Annotated in this window: 15 protein-coding genes; 4 read left to right on the forward strand and 11 right to left on the reverse strand. The window is 58.8% G+C overall.

Annotation, left to right across the window (positions count from 1 at the left end; all coding sequences use genetic code 11):
- The 3 genes from CLV78_RS21870 to CLV78_RS21880 form a co-directional block, all read right to left on the reverse strand.
- Window positions 1–1959, reverse strand: a complete 1959-nt coding sequence (locus CLV78_RS21870) for a TRAP transporter permease (RefSeq protein WP_158263632.1) — start codon at window positions 1957–1959, stop codon at window positions 1–3.
- 7 nt (window positions 1960–1966) lie between these two features.
- The gene (locus CLV78_RS21875; RefSeq protein ID WP_106208016.1) at window positions 1967–2344 is read right to left on the reverse strand and encodes a hypothetical protein; all 378 of its coding nucleotides are present in this window, start codon (window positions 2342–2344) and stop codon (window positions 1967–1969) included.
- Between the two features lie 72 nt (window positions 2345–2416).
- Window positions 2417–3400 carry a TAXI family TRAP transporter solute-binding subunit gene (locus tag CLV78_RS21880; protein ID WP_158263633.1) on the reverse strand — a complete coding sequence of 328 codons (984 nt, stop codon included), beginning with the start codon at window positions 3398–3400 and terminating at the stop codon, window positions 2417–2419.
- Window positions 3401–3568: 168 nt separating this feature from the next.
- On the opposite strand from CLV78_RS21880, the gene CLV78_RS21885 reads away from it, so the two are divergent.
- The gene (locus tag CLV78_RS21885) at window positions 3569–4360 is read left to right on the forward strand and encodes a FadR/GntR family transcriptional regulator (RefSeq protein WP_106208019.1); all 792 of its coding nucleotides are present in this window, start codon (window positions 3569–3571) and stop codon (window positions 4358–4360) included.
- A gap of 708 nt (window positions 4361–5068) precedes the next feature.
- Here CLV78_RS21885 and CLV78_RS21890 read toward each other — a convergent pair.
- From CLV78_RS21890 to CLV78_RS24830, 6 genes are all read right to left on the reverse strand, one after another.
- A complete protein-coding gene (locus CLV78_RS21890; RefSeq protein ID WP_106208021.1) occupies window positions 5069–6865 on the reverse strand; it encodes a DUF3604 domain-containing protein in 1797 nt (598 codons plus the stop codon).
- A 4-nt stretch (window positions 6866–6869) separates the two neighbouring features.
- The gene (locus CLV78_RS21895; protein ID WP_106208023.1) at window positions 6870–8789 is read right to left on the reverse strand and encodes a DUF3604 domain-containing protein; all 1920 of its coding nucleotides are present in this window, start codon (window positions 8787–8789) and stop codon (window positions 6870–6872) included.
- A 235-nt stretch (window positions 8790–9024) separates the two neighbouring features.
- Window positions 9025–9876, reverse strand: coding sequence for a SphA family protein (locus tag CLV78_RS21900; protein WP_211301053.1), 852 nt, complete (start codon window positions 9874–9876; stop codon window positions 9025–9027).
- 741 nt (window positions 9877–10617) lie between these two features.
- Window positions 10618–12282 (reverse strand): alkaline phosphatase family protein, encoded by a 1665-nt coding sequence (locus tag CLV78_RS21905; RefSeq protein ID WP_106208027.1) that lies wholly within the window; start codon window positions 12280–12282, stop codon window positions 10618–10620.
- A gap of 113 nt (window positions 12283–12395) precedes the next feature.
- Window positions 12396–14036 carry a sulfatase-like hydrolase/transferase gene (locus CLV78_RS21910; RefSeq protein WP_106208029.1) on the reverse strand — a complete coding sequence of 547 codons (1641 nt, stop codon included), beginning with the start codon at window positions 14034–14036 and terminating at the stop codon, window positions 12396–12398.
- A gap of 23 nt (window positions 14037–14059) precedes the next feature.
- Complete coding sequence (locus CLV78_RS24830; RefSeq protein ID WP_281261162.1) at window positions 14060–14191, reverse strand: hypothetical protein; 132 nt, start codon at window positions 14189–14191, stop codon at window positions 14060–14062.
- Between the two features lie 103 nt (window positions 14192–14294).
- Here CLV78_RS24830 and CLV78_RS21915 point away from each other — a divergent pair, with 103 nt between their 5' ends.
- Window positions 14295–15293 (forward strand): AraC family transcriptional regulator, encoded by a 999-nt coding sequence (locus CLV78_RS21915; RefSeq protein WP_146136754.1) that lies wholly within the window; start codon window positions 14295–14297, stop codon window positions 15291–15293.
- Between the two features lie 846 nt (window positions 15294–16139).
- Here the strand turns inward: CLV78_RS21915 and CLV78_RS21925 are convergent.
- The gene (locus CLV78_RS21925) at window positions 16140–17660 is read right to left on the reverse strand and encodes a winged helix-turn-helix domain-containing protein (RefSeq protein ID WP_146136755.1); all 1521 of its coding nucleotides are present in this window, start codon (window positions 17658–17660) and stop codon (window positions 16140–16142) included.
- 675 nt (window positions 17661–18335) lie between these two features.
- Here CLV78_RS21925 and CLV78_RS21930 point away from each other — a divergent pair.
- Window positions 18336–19121, forward strand: a complete 786-nt coding sequence (locus CLV78_RS21930) for a transglutaminase-like cysteine peptidase (RefSeq protein WP_158263634.1) — start codon at window positions 18336–18338, stop codon at window positions 19119–19121.
- A 359-nt stretch (window positions 19122–19480) separates the two neighbouring features.
- Here the strand turns inward: CLV78_RS21930 and CLV78_RS21940 are convergent, their stop codons facing one another.
- A complete protein-coding gene (locus CLV78_RS21940) occupies window positions 19481–20188 on the reverse strand; it encodes an IS6 family transposase (RefSeq protein ID WP_106208039.1) in 708 nt (235 codons plus the stop codon).
- Between the two features lie 260 nt (window positions 20189–20448).
- On the opposite strand from CLV78_RS21940, the gene CLV78_RS21945 reads away from it, so the two are divergent.
- On the forward strand, window positions 20449–21066 hold the full coding sequence (locus CLV78_RS21945) for a TetR/AcrR family transcriptional regulator (RefSeq protein ID WP_146136756.1): 618 nt from the start codon (window positions 20449–20451) through the stop codon (window positions 21064–21066).
- Window positions 21067–21109 lie beyond the last annotated feature (43 nt).

Consider the following 21109-nt stretch of genomic DNA (forward strand, 5'->3'; position numbering starts at 1 on the left):
TCAGTCTCCTTGGGTGACCGGAACGGGTTTCGCGCGCAGGCCGCGACTGAAAAGGCACCAGCCCATCAGCCCGACCAGCCCGGCGCACAGAGCGAACCAGAGAACACTGTCGCTCGGCTGGATTATGATGGCAAAGCTCAACGCTCCGAAAGCGATCCGTTCGGGCAGCCACAGAACCCGGCCCAGCCAGTTCTGCAGGAACACGGACCAGCTGAACGTGGCGATGATCATGCCGATGAAGGCCACCGCGACGCTCATCGTTCCTGCCTGACCAAGGATCGCCTCGTCGCGGATGAACCCGAAGGGGATCACGAACATCACCAGCCCGTAGAAGAAGGCGAGCATGCCGGTCTTGAGGATGTTGCCGCCGGACAAGCCAGCCGCCGCGTAGGCTGTCAGGGCCACCGGAGGTGTCACCATCGAAAGCACGCAATAGTAAAGGATGAAGTAGTGCGCGGAGAGAGTCGGCACGTCGAGCGCCGTCAGGGCCGGCACGAACAGCACCGAGCCAACGATATAGGCCGCGACCGTCGGCATCCCCATGCCCATGATGATGCAGCCGAAGATGATCAAAACCAGCGACAGGAACAGGTTGCCGTCCCCCAGTTGCGACAGCACACCGACGAATTTCAGCACCAGCGAGGACTGGATGGCGATAGCCATGACGATCCCCACCGATGTACAGGCCACTGCGATCTCCGCCGCTTGTCGGCCGGAAATCGGCATCATCCAGGCCAGATCCTTGAGAGCCGGACGCGTATGCGCACGCAGGAACGGTGCGGCCAGGGCAACAGCGATGCCGATGATCGCGGCGTAGTTGGCAGAGTAGCCGGCAAAAAGAGCGATGATGAGGGAGATCGGCCCGGCCAGAAGGTGCAGGCGCGGCCCAAGCGGCGGCACTTCGCGTTCCACCCGCTTTAACGCCCCGAGCTTTCTCGCCCGCAGGTCGATGGTCATGAACAAGGCGAAGTAGAAACCGATCGCCGGAATGAGGCCGGCCATTGCCACCTCGATATAGGGGCGGCCAAGGATCTGAGCCATGACAAACGCAGCCGTGCCCATGATCGGCGGCATCAACTGTCCGCCGGAGGACGAGATCGCTTCGGTAGCCGCCGCCTGTTCAGGGGTCAGCCCGCCGCGCCGCATCAGCGGAATGGTCAGCACCCCGGTTGTAGTAACGTTTGCCACTGCCGAGCCTGAGACGGTGCCGAACATCGCCGAGCCGATGACCGCGGATTTCGCGGCACCGCCGACCATGCGACCGGTAATCCGGAAGGCAAGGTCAATAAAGACTGCGCCACCGCCAGTCATGGTGAAGATCGCACCGAACACCACGAAGAAGGTGATGACATTGAGGCCGACCTGCGCTGGCACATCGAAGATGCCATTTGTCTGCATCGACAGGATGTCCGTCGCCTCGTCTACCGAGAAGCCGGAGAAGGACAGCGCACCTGGAAACCAGTTGCCAAAGAAGGCGTAGAAAAGAAATACCACCAGCAGGATCAGCAGAACCAGCCCGACCTGCCGCCGCACCGCCTCCAGCAGCACGATCGTTCCCGCAAAGAAGGCCAGCTTGTCGGTGAAGAACACTTCGTCGATATACTGCATACGGGTTTGCAACCTGATCGCCTCGCTCGCGTAGTGGGCGCAAAGCGCGAGGCAGGTCGCCACCATGATCCAATCCAGTACGTCCAGCAGCCGCGGCGGGATCGTACTGCCGGCGAACCAGGCCGAACTATGCATCGGTTTGGCCAGCAGAACGATGGCCACCGTGACATAGACATGGAACGGGATGATGGCCATCTGCTCGATCGGGCGGAAGAAGTTCCACAATACCGCAGTCACATAGGCACAACACAAACCCGTCAGGACGACACCGCGCAGGCTGCGCAAATCCATACGGTCATCGAGCGGTGAGGAGATATCCTCGTGGGCATTGGGATTGGCGGTGTCGACCATGATGCGATCAGTCCTTTTCTTCGGGCCGGATGTTGTCGACCTGTCCGTAGATGAACATGGCGTCGATGTAGCCGCCTTCTTCGTATTCGAAGACATGCCACTCATTCTCCGGGAAGTGCAGCAGCGTACCGCCGGTCAGCGCACGCTTACCGTCGGCGCAGTCGTCGGTGGTGCCAAAGCGGACCCAGCCCCCCTTGCTTTCGAGGATATACACACATTCCTCGGCATGGCGATGCGGCGACATCGGGCCGTAATCACCACAGTAGCGGCCAAAGGCCACTGTCATTTCACCGCTCACGATAGGGCCATCCTTGCCGGTCGCCTTGTAAACGACACGCCCGGGCAAGACGTTGGCGGGAAGCGACTTCACTTCAACCACATCCATGGAACTCTCCTGATGTTTTGGTGGCAAGAAAACGGCCCGGCCAGATGGCCGGACCGCTTCGGGAGGGGTGGGTTATTTCAGCCAGCCGCGTTCGCGGTAATAGCGCTCGGCACCGGGATGCAGCGGCACAACGTGGTAGTCGGGCTGAATGAAGGCCTCGGGATCCCAGGTCGCGAAGGCTTGGTTGGCTGCGGCCAACTCATCCTGGTTCTCGATGATCGCCTTGGTGACCTGATAGACGACTTCCTCGTCCACATCCTTGTTGACGATCATGTCGTTGAGGGCGGCCGGGGCGGTGTAGTCGGCATCTTGTCCGTCATAGGATCCCGCCGGCATCGTGGCGGCAACGTAGCCCACATCCTTCATCGCCGCGAGATCGCTTTCCGACCAGGTCAGGAAGGTCATCGGCTCGGCCAACATCACCTCGGTCAGATCCGGGTTGCCGATCGGCCCTTGCGTGAAGATGCCGTTGGCAAAGCCGTCCTGAACCCGCTGGCCCATCTGCGACGACGGCACCTGCACGACGTGGCCGGCGTCACGGTGAGCATCGAGATCCGTACCTTGTGATTTCAGATAGAGGTCGAGCACGACGGGATTGATGGAGCCGGTCGGTTCAACGAGAACCTTGACCGGATCGTCGCCTGTGAGCGCGGCGGCAACTGTGTCGGCGCCAGACTTCTCAACATACTCGCTTGCGCCAGCAGCAACCAGGTAGGCAACCTGCATGCCGGAGAAGACTAGGCGGTTGTTTTCCTGTTTCTTGCCTTCGAAGTCGAGAATGCCAGCGGCGCCCCAAGCCACCGGAAGGCCATTGGCAAAGCCGAAGTCAGTCTTGCCCATCGACGTGGCGGCCGTGTTGGCGACCGACCCGCCGCGCGGGATGATCTCGATATCGAGATCGGTGGCCTTTTCAATAACTGCCTCAAACAGACCCGCATAGAGATAGATGCTCGAACCCGGTTCCTCTGCCTGCATCTTGATCGTTTCCGCTGTCAGGCTCGTCGCCGCCAGCATGGCCGCGGCAGCAACACCCAGACCGATAGTCGAACGCATCATCATCGTTTCCTCCCTTGAGATCATCATAAGTTGCACGCCACATCTATCGTCATCCGAACATATGTGTCAACCAAAATGAATTATTTTCATTTTTGGCATGCCAATTGGGCGATAAGTGGTGTGCAACTCGTACTTCACAAATAGAAACGGGCAGGCTATTATTCTGGCATGCCAATTGATCCAGTGACCACCGATACCGTCCAGAACGGCCCCCTCCGCCCCTCTCGCGTTCTCGCTGAGCGGATCGAGACAGAAATACTTCCGCATGTCGCAGTTGGAGAACGCCTGCCGACCGAGCGGGATCTTTCGGACAAGTTCGGCGTTGGCCGGACGATCGTCCGCGAGGCCCTCCTGGTGCTTGAGCTCAGCGACCTGATCGTGACCCGAAAGGGCTCAGGTTCCATCAAGCTGAAGTCCAAGGCACACACATCCGCCGCCACTCCCCTCGCCGAGCCCGAGATCGGTCCCTTCGAGTTGATCCAAGCGCGCCTGACCATCGAAGGCGCCGTTGCCGCGCTGGCCGCCAACGTCGCCACCGCGACGGACCTGCGGCGCATGAAGACCTCGCTGGAAGAGCACACAAGCATCCTGCAAGGCCCTTTGACTGACGAAACCTTTCACAAGGTTATGGATGTAGACAGCCGGTTTCATCTCGAAATCGCGGAAAGCACGCATAACCTCGCCCTGATCCGAAGCGTCGACTTCGTGCGCCGCTATGTCGGCAAGACCCGCGAGTGGGAAGTGTTCCTGGAAATCTACGAGCGTGACCGGGACCAACTCGAACTTGCTCTGGAGGAACACAGAACGATCTTGGAAAAACTGATGGCGCGGGATGCCCCGGGGGCGCAAACTGCAATGCGTGCCCACATATTCCGCAAATGGGGCGGCTTACGTGGCGAGCTTGAAGCGCGCGGCATGCCTCTCGATACGCGGCTCTTCGAAATCACCGTCGAGATCTGATTGGTCGCGCATCAGCGTAGTAAGAGTATGGCTTCTTTGATCGCCGATCAGAGTCGGATTCCAAGGTCAGCTGATCAGTTCGGGAGAATATTTCAATCCTAAAGATGCGCTTCGTGGTGATCAACATGGCGCACCGTCACGGTACGATCACTCAACCAATCCTAGCGCATCCCAACAGCGAAGGTGCAACGGAACCTTTGATTCCCAATGCTCCTACTGGTGGACTCTTAGAACGTTGATGTGGCGTTGATGTAAAACGCGACATCAATTACCCGATCGGCCGAGGTCGAATTCAAGTCTTTGATATTGTGTTGAATTTACGATTGCAGGGCTCGATACCGATGATACTTGCTTGGTTTGGTGTACACCAATGATTGCTCAATGAGGCAGTCCCGTCACCCGACCAAATCACTCAGATGACTGAGCCGAGCCCAAAGGCGACGATGCTGCAGCATGGGTGAACTGGTGCTTTGCGGACATTCCCGACCTTCGGCCAATCGCTCGGACACGCGAGAACGGCCCTAAACTGTCGTTCGCGGTTAGGTTTCGAACGTCTGGTTGGACGGCAACAGCCCGGCCGAACCTTGGAGGTCGTGGAGCAGCATCAATCGGAATAGCGGTTTCGCTTCAGATCAATCGCATGCATCGAATGGCAATGCTACAAGGAGACCTCCGATCCGAACACGGTAACAGACCCCTTTCTTCGGATCAGTTTGTCGGCGAATAGAAGATCGGTGATCCCCAGGCCCGCTCCTGGATAACCGCCGGAACATCTTCCAGAAGAGGCCGGTTGTTGCGCACAGCATCATAGGTCGACCAGCGCGGGGTCGGGATTTCGAGCACTCGGGCATAATAGAAGGCAATGGCCTGCGGGTCGTAGTCGTCATCCGTCCAGCTTCCCATCAGCGCGGGCGCTCCGATATCGTTGGTGAACATGGCCGTTTCGAGATCCACCGTGTTGCCTACCGGTGGAAGCTTGCCGGTGGCCGGATCGATATCTCGTCCCGAGGACCAGACAACGTCGATGATCTTCTCGTTGGTATCACCGTACTCATCGACCCACCCCTTGATAATCTGGATTCGGTCCAGATTTGCGCCCATCGGATCCTTCTCTGCATGGACAGTGAAGGTCGGCGCCGCAATGAGCGGTGGCATGTTGCCCCCCATGTGGGTCCCGAGCAGGTAACCCTCCTGAGCCATCGCCAACGGGTCCGCCGGATCGGACAGCCCGACGCCGCCGAACATGCGGATCTTGATACGCGGACCGGAGGTGGCAAAGGTCTCACGCCGCTTCATGGCGTCCCAGATCGCGGCACGGGTGTTCTCCGTGGCCCAGACGCCAGCGAGAGATCCGATCGAGAGGTCCTTGCCGTCGATCCATCCGGCCACGCTGCCTGTGCGACGGCGTTCGACACTACCGTCCTCGGGCCCATGCGCACCGATGAAACTGTCCTCGGCGACCGCCGACATCATGCCGTTGTGGTTGTCCGTCCCGCCGATGAAACCGTATTTGAATGGGTTCACGCCAAGCGTGAACTCGTATCCAATCCCGTCAATCAGCCCGCCACGGACAAAATCGCGTTGGTGGAAGATGCGGCCGGAATTCTTCTGGATCGAATCCGCATTCTCGAATCCGGCGAACTCGTCGGCAGCCCAGAACTTGCGGTGCACCTCGGAGTTGCCCTTCACCTGCATCATCTCGATCAATGGCTCGTAGGCCTGCCGGGTACGGGCGTATTCGAGATCCATCGCCTCACCGAAGCTGTCACTGCTTGGGAACATCCGGCCTTTCGAGGCATTGGAGTTGTGGGGGATTGCGAGCAGCCGCCGTCCCTCGGCCTCTTGCGTCTTCATCCAGGCCCAGAGGTTCTCCTCTTCGTTGATGTCAATGTAACTCGGCACGCTGGCGGGCACGTTGTTGTCACGGAAGAGCACATTGCGATGCAAGTTGGCGCCATTGGGAGCGGCCGACCATTCAAAGCCGATCAGCGCGGTGAAAGTGCCGGGGTCATTCGCCTGCTCGGCAGCCTCGACAATCACCTGCCACGCCGACTTCGACGTCTCTGGTCCGGCGAAGAAGGGCGGATGCTGAGGAGTCGCTGAGCGGTTCGAAGAGACGACGTACTTGATGAACCATTGCTGGCGCTCCTCCAGGCTTTCCAGCCCGCGAAGCGCGACGAGATCCTCGTTGTCGTGACCTGGTGCGTCCTCGAACAGGGTCGAATACATCTCGCCGAGATACTCCGCGTGATCTGTGACAGCAGCGAAATCGAGCGGTCGCTTGTGCTGAGCGGTCGTGCCGTCCGGCAAGGTCACCGGCTCACCCCGCGCGAAGGCAAGGCTATCCGCCGGCATCAGGCGGGTCCCACCAATGAAGGCGTCGAGCGAAAAAGCCGTGTGCAGGTGGGTCTCGCCGAAATAGGCGTTTCGCAACGGGTTGGGCTCGGCAACGGCGAGGCTCGCCGTAGCAATCATCGCAACGGTCGAAAAAAGGTGTATGCGCATCAACTCAATCCTTTGTTGCGGTGTGCCACATTGGAGAAGAATAGGCCCGTTCCTGGGTTATCATTTTGGCTTCGTTGGGCATTTCGACGCCAAAACGTACGGCGTCATAGGCTGTCCAACGCGGCGTCGGGATCTCGATGACGCGGGCATAGTAGAACGCGCTCCGGGCAGGATCCCAGTCGGGATCTTTCCAGACGGTGCCCAGTTCGGACGCCCCGATGGTATTGGTCCAGGCCGGGATCGACAGGTCGACCGTATTCCCGACTGGTGGGAGCATGCCGTCGGCTCCCGGCACGCGTTCATCGGACCAGGCAACGTCATACACCCGTTCATGCTGCTCCCCGTTTTCGTCGAGCCACCCCTTCACGATCTGGATTCGGTCCAGGTTCGCGCCCATCGGATCGCGCAGCGCATAGACCAGGAAGGAAGGCGCTCCCTCGCCGGCCGGCAGGTCTGCACCCATGGGCACGCCCTTGGTGTAGCCAACCAGAGCAAGGTCGCGACGGAGTGCGTCCGTCGCTTCGAATAACCGTCCGCCAAAGAAGCGGACCCGAATCCGCGGCCCGGTGGTAGCATAGCTCTCGCGGCGTTTCATGCCGTCCCAGATCGCCCCGCGCGTGTTGCTTTCAGCCCAAACCGCCGTAAGGCCGCCGGTGATGTATTGATGGGACATGAGCGCGGTCGACCCATCGGCAAAGGTCTTGGATACGTGATCGGCGCGGTGCGGGCTCGGCTCGTAGGCCGTGAACTTGCCATAGAAATTGTCATTCTCCGGCGCGGTCAGCCCGGTATGGGTGTCAGAGGCGCCGACAAGACCGAACTTGAAAGGGTTCACTCCCAGCTCGGATTCCAGTGCAAGGCCACGTCCGAGGCCGGAGCGAACATACTCGCCTGGTAGCATGTCGGGTGTCTTCATTTCGGAGGCGTCAAGATTGCCGTAATCCCAGGTCTCGAAATCCGCAAACGCGTCATCGGGAGAGAGCATCGGATGCGCCTCTCCGTCGCCCTTGATCTGGGTCGCCTCATAGAGCGGTTCCCATTTCTGACGGGCTTCTGCGTAAGCTGCATCGAGTTGGGCCCCGTCGGCAAAGTCATCCTTCAGAGAGAACATCCAGCCATTTGACAGATTTCCGTTATGGGGGATGGCCAGTACGTTGCCGCCGGTCAGTTCCTCGTAGTTCTCCATCCAGGCCCAGAGGTCGCGCGGGTTAGGCGAGCCGATTGGAGGCGTCGTGGTATAGGGTACTATCTGACCGGCGCGTTCCGGCCCACCGCGGAAAATGACATTGCGGTGCAGGTTGTTGCCTTGCACCAGCGAGGTCCATTCATAGGCGATGAATGTGGTGAACTGCCCGGGATCGTTAAACTCCTCCGCCGAGGCGATGATGTCGTCCCAGACCCGGGCATATGCGGGGTTGCCGGGTTGGTAGTTCAACGCTGGGGAGACCTCGCCCTGCGCGAAGGCCGCCACGAGTTCCTGCGCCGCTCGCATGGCGGTCTCGCCGCCGGCATTGAATTTTTCATTGAAATAGCGCCCCTGTTCGTCGGCCATTATATTCGGAGCACCGCCAATGATATCGGTAATTGCCCCCATAGCATCAGAGTGATCCGTGATCATGAAGAAGTCGAGCGGCCGGGATAGCTTCACCGGTTGGCCTGTGTTCGAGGTCACCTGATCACCCCGGGCAAAGCGATAGGCATCGCGGGGCATGAGACGCGTACCGCCGCCGCCGGCGTCCCCGGACAGTCCGGTATGCACATGAGTGTCGCCGAAGAAGACTTGGGTGGGATAGGACCGGTCTGCATAAGGCGAATAGGGCCGACCGGCCGGTCCGTTCAGCCCCTCGGGATCTATCGCATCCTGGGCGGAGCCGAGACCTGCTGTAGAGGCCAGAACTGTGACGAGTAGAAATCGTAAAAACATCAAAGCCGAAACTCCTGTCTTGTTCAATCCTAAGAAGGTAGCACGGCGATGTCCTTTTCGTTGCATCGCTTTGTCCGACTGACCGAAGGCAATGAAGGCGGGCAGGCTGCGAACGGACGAAATGATCTAGAAACCGGCAAAACGGGATTCTTCGTATTTACCGGATAGTAGAGTGCATGTTCGGGACAACCATGCCTTTCTTGAAAGAGAGTTCGTCTTAAAGGTCTCACAGGGCTCAAAACACGAACCCGAGCGTCAGCCAAGCCTTGTCGCTCTCGAAGCGTCGTCGCGCACCGCTCTCGACGATATACTTGGCCTTCACGTTCATTGGTGTGTTTCCGATCATCGTGGACCATGTCCAGATCGGTCCGATCCCATAGACCTCCGCCTGCAGGCTGTCTGCCCCGGTCACCGTGCGCATGTTCTCTGCGCCCGCACCGCTGTCATCATCAAGCTGGCGATAGGCATTACCGGTCACGCCGACAGCCATCTTGTTCGAGAAATGCTGCATCACCGTCCCCTCGAAATGGGCTTCGGGCGCGCTCTGATACTCGGTGGCTTCGTTCTTTGCGCTGAAGGTCACACCAAGCGAACCAGTAGGTTCCATCCCCTTCATCGGATCAAACCAGGTCAAGGACCAGGTCGGGTCGAATGCGAAACGGTTCTTGCCGGTGCTGAGCACGTCGATGTTGCGCCCCTGAACATCGATCGAGGCAGTGTCATAGGCACCAGTCGGCAGGAAGAACTGCAAAGCCAAGGTCTGGTGCAGGTTGCCTTTTGTCCAACCAAAGATTGGCGCGATTGTGATGTCGGAAAACGAGTTTTGCTGGTCACTGAGCCCGCCCGTAAACCCACTCGCGATCTCGCCGTTGAGATCCATACTGGACCATACAAAGGGGATGTTCAGATTGAGTCCGACGCGCGCGCCGGCCAGTGACGCGTCGAACACGCGCGTCGCATTGAACTTGTAAAGCGTGACGTCCAGAGACGGGTTTTCCAGAATGGCGCCCCCCATGGACACACTCGGCGCCGAACCGCTGAAATGCACGAAATCATTGTTGATGTAAGTCCCCGTCGGAGGCAGCACGCCCGCCATGCTGTCGCGGCTGCCGAGAAGGTAGGTCTAAAGTCCTCCCTCGACAGCATACGCTTGCTGCCCGCAAATCGATGACAATAGAATGATTGCAGCTATCCGAGAGCAACTGTTGGTCACCTCTGACGCCTCTGATTTCTTTGATTCCCGACGAGGGAACCTGTCCACGCATGAGTTATCTAACATAGAGTCCCGCAATAATCTGTCGTCCGAGCGTCAATGGGGGAAGGGTGCATTTCGACAAAACTGGAGATACGCGGGGCCTTTGTCGAGAAACACAACGTATAGCCACATTCTAGGAGTCAAAGCGGTCACTCGTTGACTAAATGGCGAACTTCCGCCTTCCGCCCATCTAAACTGATCGTGCGAACGGCCGCTACCGAGCGCAAGCCGTCATCCGAGAGTTTCCATCAGATGTCTCCAAGGTCGGCATAGCTTCCGTTCGAACAGGCCGCAGCATTCGGGACTCTGGGCTCACAGCCGACTTGCGGCAGCGCAGAGCGCTGCACTTGAAATGCCCTCTGAGAGCGGACATCGGCGCCGTGTAGGTTATTCTCGATCTTCAATCAGTTAACCCGATCAGCGGACCTTCGACGGCTGAAAGCGGGCGCCGGTCGAAAAGGCCCGGAATGACGGTACCGAGCCTGAAGCCGACTTCGGAACAGAGCGTGGAAATTCACAGCAAGGGCGGAAAGCTGTCGCTCGCGGAGAAATGAGGCCATGATCGGCGATCTCTTAGTCCACGATCTCTCGCAGGACAGTGCCCGAAGCGCCGCTTGGTTGTGTCGTGGTGAATATGTCCGCCAGTGTCACGGCTACATCTGTCGTCGCAACCCTGCGAGTGATCCGCTTTGCTTCGATGCCGGGTCCGGCGAAGATGATTGGCACGTGGGTGTCATAGCGCCATGGCGATCCGTGCATGACCGCGATTGCGCCCGGATCGAGCAGGAAGGAGTACGGTGATTGCACCACGTAAACGTCACCGGATCGGGCCGGATGGAAGTTCCGCCGGATCGGCGCCTCCAGGAAGTCCCCGCGCTGCTCGGGGAACGGCACGCTTGGCATCGCCATGGCGATACCGGGTTGCGCGTTGAGCCGGTCGACGATCAGCCGCTCGATCACGCGGGTCTCGGCCCCGGCTGCGGCAATCGCCTCGTGGTCCAGATAGATATATGGCCGGAAGAACGCCTTGATGGCATCCTGCACACCAAGCTCGGCCGCAATCTGGGCGTTCAGACTGTCCTCCAGCGCCGTGTGTCCGTTCCGCGCGGTCTCCATGCCCAGGTCGATCATGTGTTCCGGCATCTCCGGCATGCCGTGATCCGCCGACAGCACGTAGAGCACCTTGTCCGCGCCGATCTCAGCATCGAGAAAGGCAAAGAGATCGGCGAGGGTGCGGTCGAGGGTTCGAACCATCTCCTCGTTCTCGAGGCTCGACGGGCCGAAGAAATGGTTGGTTGCATCCACGCCAGAGAAACTCAGTCCGAGAAAGTCCACCGCGTCATCCTTGCCGAGCGTCTCGCCGAGAACCGCGGCCTTGCCGAAGGAGGCCGTGAGCTGATCTCCGAGCGGGCTCAGCAGGACCTGCGTGTAATAGAGGCCGTCCTCGGGAGCGCCATAGGGATGCGGAAAGCTGCGCCCGAAGCCCTTGAGATCGGTCTCGTAGGGCCGGTCGTCATTGTCGGCCAGCAGATAGCTGTCGATGGGGTCGCTCAGCGTCCATTCGGTCCCGATCGCGGCATCGGCGGGACGGTCCGCGTTCCACGCGATCACCCAGTCCGGATAGGCATCGTAGTAATAGCTGCTGGTCTGGAAGGCCCCGGTCTCCGTCGCCATCCAGAAGGCCTTGCCCACATGGCCGGCCATGGCAACCGCCGAGCGATCCTTGCCGGAAATGCCGATGATCTTCGACTGGCCATTATTCGATTTGTAGAGCTCGTCTCCGAAGGTCGTGGCGAGGAGATTTGCCGGCGACCGGCCGGAGGTGGCCGCGGCGGCTTGCGTGGGATCAAGCTGGTCGCCATCGCCGTCAAAGCCGGGCACCGGCAGGGTCACATGTTCGGGATCTTCGATGTTGTAACCCAGACGCCCGTCGGAGCGGTTGTACCAGGCGTTGCCGATCATCCCGTGCTCGGAGGGATGGGCGCCGGTGGCAAGGGTGGCATGACCGACAATCGTCTCGGTATTGGCATGAAGGTGATGGGCATCGGTGTACCAGACGCCGCCTTCCATCAGGCGGCGGAAGCCATCGGGGCCGAAACTGCTTTCATAGCGGCTCAGGAGATCTCCGCGCAGACCATCGACCGTGATCTGGACGATCAGCGTGATGTCCCTAGCATGGGCCGCGGGGGCGAAGATCGTCCCTGCCACGAGGGATGCCGCGAGAAGTGATCTGAACATGAGCCGGGTGTCCCTTTCTGAACGAGACGCGGCCGAGGAACCGGCCGCGTCGGTATGCGTCTGTGTCGGGAGATATTGCGCCGCTCGGGCGGCGCCACGTCTTTTCGAGGCTGCTACTGCCAGGAGGTGAAAACCTCTCGCGCCAGCTCGCTTTCCGGACGCAGGTTCTCGATGCCTTCATAGGGCATGCCCGTGCCAAGCGGCAGATGCGGGTATTTCGCGATCATCTTCTGGTGCCGCTTGACCATGTCCTGGAAGGAGGCTCCGGACCAGAGCGCATTCCCGATCTGGGCATGTTCCTCGCGCGGGTCGCGCAGGATGTTGTAGACGGGTGCGGCCGCCCCGGGCACGCCGGGCGCAGGCAGGTGCATCTTGAACTCCTGCTTCACGACCGAGCGCATGATCGCCCCTTCGTAGACATACACATAGTCGCGCCGCGAGTTGCCCTCACCTTCGAGCAGCAGGGGCGTCTGGTCGACCCCGTCGATGATCCGATCCCGCGGGATGTAATCCATCGCGTTGCCGATCCGCGCGAAGGTCGTGAACAGGTCCGACACATGCACGATGTCGCCCACGGCGCTGTCCGGTGCGAGCACGCCCGGCCAGCGGATGAAGGCATCCGTGCGCACGCCGCCTTCGAGATGCTGTGTCTTGCCCCCCCGGTAGATCAGCTGGTTCAACCCCGACGTGCCCTCGTAGTGATACATCAACCCGTTATCGGCCATCAGCATGACGATGGTGTTGTCGGCCTCGCCAGTCTCGTCGAGCCTGGCCAGGAGATCGCCGATCCAGCTGTCCAGGAGCTGCAGCTTGTCGGCATGGAAGCCGCCATTTCGGGAGATGGCCTGTTCGGGATAGGCGAAGTTCAGCGGGTAGAGCGGCCAGTATTGCAGGAAGAACGGTTCGTCTTCCGCGGCCAGACGGTCGAGCTGTTCGAGGATCTGGCGCTGGTAGCGCTCGTTCATTTCCTCGTACTTGGCCTGTGTCCATTCCTCGCCCGGCTCCATGTCCACCTCGCGGGCCATGCCCCCGGCTTCGGCTTCGACACCCGTGACAAGGCCGTAGGGCCGGAAGCGTTCGTCCAGCCCGAACTGGTTCGACTGGCCGGACAGATGGTAGCCCAGCATGTTGTTGGCGTCCTTGGCCTCCCGGATCATCAGGCTGAGCTGCACCTGCTGGTGCAGCGGGAAGGCCGCCCAGTCGAACCCCTGGTTGTGCGGATAGGCCTGCTCGATATCGCCCTGGTGCCACTTGCCAACATGGGCGGTGTTGTAGCCGGCCTGCTTCAACACTTCCGCAAGGGTCACCTCCTCGGCCGGCAGGCCCTCACCGACAAGCGCAACCTTCACCTCCTCGACCCCGGCGCGAATGGGGTGCCGCCCGGTCAGGAAGGCCGTGCGGGTCGGGGTGCAGGACGGTTCGGTGTACATGCGCATCAGGGACAGGCCGTCCTGCGCAAGCTGGTTGATGTTCGGCGTGTCGATCCCGGTGACGTAGTTGAGCTTTCGGCTGCCCATCTGGCCGAAGCTGACATCGTCGATCAGGATGTAGAGGATGTTCGGAGGCTTGCCACCATTGGCCTCCCAGATCTCGTTCAGGCGCCCATCGATCCGTTCATCCTGTTCAGCCCAGGCCTCCCCGAACTGCGCTTCGAGATATCGGTATTCGCCATCGCGGATGATTTCCCCCTCCTGCGCGAGAGCTGGAGCCGTGGCCAGCACGCAGAGTGCTGCCAATGACAGAGTTTTCTTCATGGCATTTCCTTCTTTAACTGGGATCACGTGTCAGTCTCGTCCGCTTGCAACCCGCGCGCGATCAACTCATGGCACGCGCCCGATATCGATTTGTCCTGTGCGGCGGCATAGTCGCCAAGCTCTTGCCGCTCGCCAATCGTCAGAAACGTGACCACTCGTACTGTCCGGGCAGTGTCAGGTGGGAGCGGAGGCCTGCCTCCAACCCGTCGATGGTCACATCTTTCAGCCAGTGTTCAATTCCTGTGTCGCGAGTTATCCTTGCCGGAAAACTACCTGTGCGGGAAAATGGACCACATCAAAAAACAGCCAACTGCTGCCGGGACGCTCCCGAACGACACCGTCGAGATGTGCCTTGCCGATCCGAACCTGCTCGACCGGGTGTCCACCTGGAGTCTCGATTTCCGGCAGCTCGAACCGGGTCCCATGACAACCAGGATCCGGCTTCGGCAGGGGCGTGTCCTGAACCTTCTGGAGATCGCGATGGACCGTGCTGTCCATCAAACCGGACTGGCCCCGCCCGGGACGGTTTCATTCGGAATCCCCCTCAGCGAAGGCATCAACCATTGGCACAATCGGCATCCGGACCCGGACGGGCTGTTGTCGTTCGGCACGACAGATGGCTTCGAGGGGGTGAGCAACGCCTCTTTTCAGGGGCTGACCCTGTCCGTGGATCAGTCAGCAATTGAGGCGCTGTGCGCGTCCCTCGGTGTCCCTTTTCCGACCTCCTTGGCTGCTGGAGGCGTGGTGGCCGACACTGCCGGACATGCGTCCTTGCCTTCTATAACCCGAAAGGTCCTCGCCTATCTGGACGGTGGATCCCCGTCATGTCGGAACACTGAGGAAGAGATCCTCGCGGCTATGCTGAACACTTGCGCGTCGCACCGATCAATCACCGATCGCAGCACAGCGCACGCAAGGGCGCGCGCGCTTCGAGTTGCATTGGAGTTCATGGAGCAAAGCGCAGAGGAAAATCCACCTCTCAGCCTGATCTGCGAGACTGCAGCGGTTTCCGAACGTACCTTGAACCGTGCCTTCAATGAACGCTTCGGCGTCGGCCCGAAGGCGTATCTACTGCGATTGAGACTGGGGAGGGTGCATCAGGACCTCTTGCGACACGATCCAGCAGAGTTGGTTTCGTGTATCGCAAACCGTTGGGGTTTTTGGCACATGGGCCAGTTTGCAAAGGACTACCAGGCCCACTTTGGAAAGCTGCCCTCGGACACGCTCCGCCAAACCACGACCCATAGACCAGTCTAAGACCTGCCTCCCGCCGTCGTACGGGTGACGAAGCAGCGATCGACCACTTGCTCGGCTCTTGTCCAGATGCGCATCGGCGGAAAAGTTGTCACTTGCCGACGGCACCCACCCTCTGTCCGGTTCCACATACAAAACGAATTTTATCTTTTACCCGCCAAGCTGCAGAGCATTCGGTTGCGATCAAAGGGCGGGTCTTGGCCGTTTGTGCTCGTTTGCAGCCGGCGTCAGAAAGTCAGGTTTTTTGCGCAACTCAGACATCTGGCGCAGGTACAGCGAACGACCGGCTTCGAGATAAGCTAATGTGGCGGCGTTCAATGGCCGCTTTCGGGAAATCGCACTGCACTGCCGCGACGTAGTCCGAGATTTGATGGGCGCGCGGCCCCATAATTCGCTGCGTCAGCATCAGGCTGCTTAGTCCGCATGAGAGACACCCGATGCGCGCGCGGCGAACGACTGGTTCAGATTCGGAGCTATGCGACCCGGCTCAATGACCGGTTTGCGGAACTCGTGCTGCGGTGCCGCGCCGATCCCTGCATCTCGGGTGCCACGCGGACGCAGATTTCACTGCACCAGCATCAGGCGGCTTCGCCCGGGGAACACCCATTCAAAGTCCACGCTTCGAAGGTCGACTTCTTGCAGAAACGGCCGATTGGGACCGCCGATCCGCGCGTTTGGGCGCGAAGGTCGGCTTTCGCAAGAAGCTGACCTTAAATAGAATTGGCTCTAGTCCCGAGTTGCGGACGTTTCTGCCGCTCACCTTACCCACCCCGTCAGGCCGCTTCCTGCGCAAAGCGGACACTATGCCTGAAGTACGTTTCGTCCGGTTGTGGAGTATTGGCAACGGGCTCAGTCTGGAACTCCCACTGCTCTTAGAGCATGGCACAGCAACAGCGACGTGGACTCCCAAGCCAACCAGTTTTCAGTTAGACTTTGCCATTGCAGGATCTGGAAATCGGGGTATTCCGCCAAGAATCGTTTGGCTGAGGATTTCGCGTCATCCAAGCGGCCCAGTTCATACTGACAAGTAATTAGGCACATCTGCAAGAATGCGTTGGACGGATGTTTAGCAAGACCCTGCCTTGAGGCATTCAGGCACTCGGCGTATTTCCCTTCAACTAGCAGTGCCTTGCAGATTGCCATGTCGCATCGGAAGCTCTGCGGATCGTCAGGTGACAAGTTGAGCGAGGTGTTGGCATAGGAAATCGCTCTATCTGGATCGCCGTGGTAGGACTCCATCAGTGCTAGGCTGGCCCATGCCCAGGCAAAACTCGGACATTGCCTTGTCGAGTCCTCAAGTAGCGAAATCGCGCGTCTTGCCTGATCGCTCATGAAACCGATGACATAACCTGCGTATGCCCCCGTCTCGGCGTCAACGTCAGGGTTCACAAGAGCTGCCTCAGCAAGACGCAGCGAGTGCCTTCGCTGTTCGTTGGTTGGCGACGCGAAGCGCCAGCCGATGAGTGTTGTGCACCAAGCACGGACTGCCATCGCACGGCCATAGTCCGGCGCCCGAGCGATGGCTGCATCCAGCAGTTCGATCGCGGCCTGAATGTCCTGTCCGTTCAGTGCTGCTCTCGCTCTCAAGTAGAGATCGTATGCGGTTTGGTCGCGCGGCGGCTTACGGCTTGATCGCCGAATTTCGGCACGCTGGATCTCAGACCCGATCCGACCTGCCGTCTCGGCGGCGATATCGTCCTGAAGTCGGAAAACTTCTCCAAGATCGGTTTCGTAGCGGCTCGCCCAGATTTGGATGGCATCGTTGGTGTCTACAAGGCGAACCGTCACGCGGACCCGGCCTTCTGCACGGCGGATGCTGCCTTCGAGAATGTAGCGCACGCCCAACTCTTCTCCGACCTGACGGGGATCGAATTCTCGATCACGGTATCGAAATGAGGAATTCCGGGCGATCACAAAAACCCACGGTACAAACGATAGCGCGGTAATGATCTCTTCGCTCAATCCATCCGCGAAATAATCTTCTTGAGCGCTACTCGACATGTTGGTGAACGGAAGGACAGCGATCGAGGGCCGGTTGAAATAGTCGCGACGGTCAATGGAACCAATAAGCTCAATGCCACCAATGTACTTGTACCCCTGCCCACGGACCGTTTCGATAAATCTTGGTCGTTTTGGGTCGTCGTCGAGAGCCTGCCGGATGTCATGGACGTATTCCTTTACCAACCCCTCGGTTACTGCGAGATCGGCCCAAATCTCGTCCAGTATCGTTTCCTTCGTCATCACGCGATTGGGATATCGCACCAACAGGTTCAGCAGCTTTGTCGCTTTGGAGCCGAGTTGGATCGGTCGTTCGCCTTTCCACAGGCGCCCGTCAGATAGATCGAACCGAATTTTTTCCCTGTTTGTCATGACTATGGCCGCACTGAACTGGCTACTCTTTGATAGTATCACACCCGACGGTCCGGCGCGCCGATTGTCAGCCTTCCGAATGTCTGCATCTCAACGAAGGCGATATGGATAGATGAAAAGCCCATCCAGTCTCGTGCAGGGTCTAGAAGTTCAGGACCATCCACACGAATCCACAATAATTCCACCTGCATCCAACGACAGCGGCAAACCTCGGGTCCAGAATAGGGCCAGGCTTCTCGGGGTTTCTGAGTGGCCATCACTCAAAGGAGAAAATGATGTCCCGATTGAAATTGACGGCAGCGTTCGTTCTTTTCGCATTGAGTGCGCCGCTCCAGGCCCAAGTATTTGAGCGACCGGAGCCCAAGGTCGGCTTCGCTTATCCGGATGAGTACTGCACGAACCGTGGTGTTCGCGTCGATGTCCATGGCTTCGCGTGCCTCAGAGTCGACGGAGGATCATTCTTGGCTAAGTGCGAAATCTCCCTCAATAATCCAGTCTGGCGCGCTACGGGAGAGTCCTGCGAGCCGGATCCGAACTCTGAGAGTCACTCAGTACTCCCAAACTGAGACTATCAGTTGACGCTTTCATTGGCGGGGCCCCTGTAGAGCCGGCCCATTCCAACGCAAAGTACATGATTTCACTTCAATACGTGAGGAGGAAATGTTGCGAGTAGCAATGTCAGCAGCAGTTGCTCTTGTTTCGGCCAGTGCGACCGCGGACTCACAACCATACGAACGCTTCGCTTCTCAAACGGGAGTCGGTCAGCCGCACTACCACTGCAAAATCAAGGACTCCAGGGCAAGAATCCAGGATTCTGCCTGCCTAGCCAACGGAAGGCCATTCTTCGAGGCTAACCACGACAATCCACTCAACAGTTCAGCATGGCACGGGTTCGGGAGATCTCAGAGCGCAAGCGCCACAGGTGACCGCGGCAATCATACCCTTCCCCGACGAATGGTGTTGCCCGTGGTCGAGATCCGCGACGTTTTCGAACCATACGCTTCGTATTGCCGCCGTTATCCAGGCCACTGCGATCTGTCCGGCGCGGGTGTTTTGGAACTCAATCCGGATTCAATTCGCTCCCTAGAATTAGCTAATTCGAGTGTCAACCTTGCGATCAACATCGGCGCCAGCGATAGAGATCTTTACGGTCATGAAGATTATTGGGAATACCCATCGCGCGGGATAGGCGATTGTGAGGACATCGCTTTATTCAAGAGGGAACACTTGGTTCGGTTGGGAATACCACGTGGTGCAATGACAATTGCCCTTGTCCATCATCGGAAAGAATTGTTTCCGCATGCGGTCTTGATGATCGAAACCACAAAGGGCACCTATTTACTCGACAACTTGGAAAACGAAGTCGTTCTCTGGTACGAAGCGCCTTACAACTTCGAGGCCCGCGAAAGAGCGGGTGGCTCTTGGGAACGGTATGATCAGAGAATCTGGAAGTACGAGTAAGGATATTGCCGGCCCAACCAAGCTACGGAATGGTTTGGGAACAGATATTTGCAGACATCCAACAAGAACTCTCAAATGTATGAAAGATCGGCGAAACTGCCGATTGTCTAAACCGCGGCATTGGTCAATATGGGCTCTGAACAGACGCTGCGTCCAGATGTAAGGAGCGTCCGGTCAGGGATGGCGGACGATTGCTGTCGCCCGCCAAAGCCTCAAATGTCTATCTTTTCGGCGATGCTCAGCTCGTCATCGAGCTCGACACCGAGGTGTCTGACTGTGCTGTCCACCTTGGTGTGCCCAAGCAGGGGTGCTGTCAGACAAATTCGAACCGGTCTCTACAAGGGCAGGATCGCTGCCCCTTATGCCGCGCAGAGACCGCGCCACTCGGCAAGAGCGGCGGCACGGTTGAACTTGAAATTCTGTCGTGAGTAAAGGTGGCGCTCCTGGTTGAAATGATTGTGGACCGAGGCGTGGACGGAAACGAATATCTGCAAACTTCGCATACGACGGAAGCGCTGCATTGCCCGTTCTCGTCGTCGGAATGGCAGGTGTGAGTTCTCCGCCCTGTTGTTGAGCCAGCGGCCAGTTTCCTGCCGATCAGCCGCGCCGACCTCCTTCAACGCCGCTCCGTAGGACCGGAGCTTGTCCGTTACGAAAACATGCGGTCGACCATTGCGCTTCATTGATTTCTTTAGGAATTTCAATGCAGCCTTCTTGTTCCGCCGCTTCGTCACGAAGCTCTCGAGCACCTCGCCCTCGTGATCGACGGCCCGCCAGAGGTAGTGCCGCTCGCCATTGATCTTCACGAAAACCTCGTCCAGATGCCACTGCCATTGCGGCCAAGCCCGCATCCGTTCGGCGCGCTTTCGACGGATCTCGGCTGCGAACACCGGGCCGAACCGGTTCCACCAGAAACAAACGGATTCGTGGCTGACCTCGATCCCGCGCTCGTGCAGCAGATCTTCGACATTCCGAAGTGACAGAGGGAAGCGAACGTACATCATGACCGCAAGGCGGATGATCTCCTCGCTCGTCTTGAAATACTTAAACGGGTCGCGTTTCGTCATCCGGAGACGCTACTCAGCCCCCTGCCCCGCCGCAAACCGGTTTGCTCTGACATGACCTCTGCCTTTGTTAGTTCTTGCCCTTGTGTCAACGAATCCTGAGGTGGAACGTGCGTAAGAGCGATTGCTCAAAGGATTTGCGCGAAGGAAGGCATTTCGGATGAACGGATTGCAAAGCCATAGACTTCTGACATTCTGTCAGTTGTACTGACGCCATGTCAGAAATGCAGATCGCCGATTCTACTAACCCAACGGTTAGACCCATGCCGCCAAGCAAGGCTGCGATGACGCGGTCTGCCATTCTTGATGCCGGGTCCGATTTCCTAAGGACACGTCCGTTTCGCGATCTCACCGTCGGCCTTCTCATGGCCGGTACGGAGTACAGCCGCCCAACATTCTATCTCTATTTCAACGATCTCCATGGACTGATGGAGACTCTCCTGGGCGAGGTGAAGGGCGAAATCGTAGACGGTGCCCGAGCTTGGCTTTCCAATGAGGGCAATGCGATTTCCGGACTTCAGCAGAGTCTCGCGGCACTGGTCGAAGTTGCCCATGAGCACGGCACAATCCTCAAGGCGGTCGCGGATGCAGCGCCCAGCGATGCGCGGCTCGAACGTGTCTGGGATACATTCCTCGCATCCTTCGATGAAGTTGTTTCGGCCCGTATCGCACAGGACCAGGCGGCTGGTCTCACCCCAGAATTCGATCCGCTTCCGGTAGCTCGTGCCCTGAACAGAATGGACGCCGGCGTCCTCATTCAGGCGTTTGGTTCTGTCGAGAAGGCCGAGAAAGACAAGGTGCTTTCGGCGATCATGCGGATTTGGCTCTCGACGCTTTATCCGTTTGACGCGACAGCGTCGCTTGAACGGATCGGGGACTAAGCATCCCCCAATGGCAAAAGAGGAAGCTTGGTATCAAGCCAAT

Source organism: Aliiruegeria haliotis, assembly GCF_003003255.1.
Lineage (GTDB): Bacteria > Pseudomonadota > Alphaproteobacteria > Rhodobacterales > Rhodobacteraceae > Tropicimonas > Tropicimonas haliotis.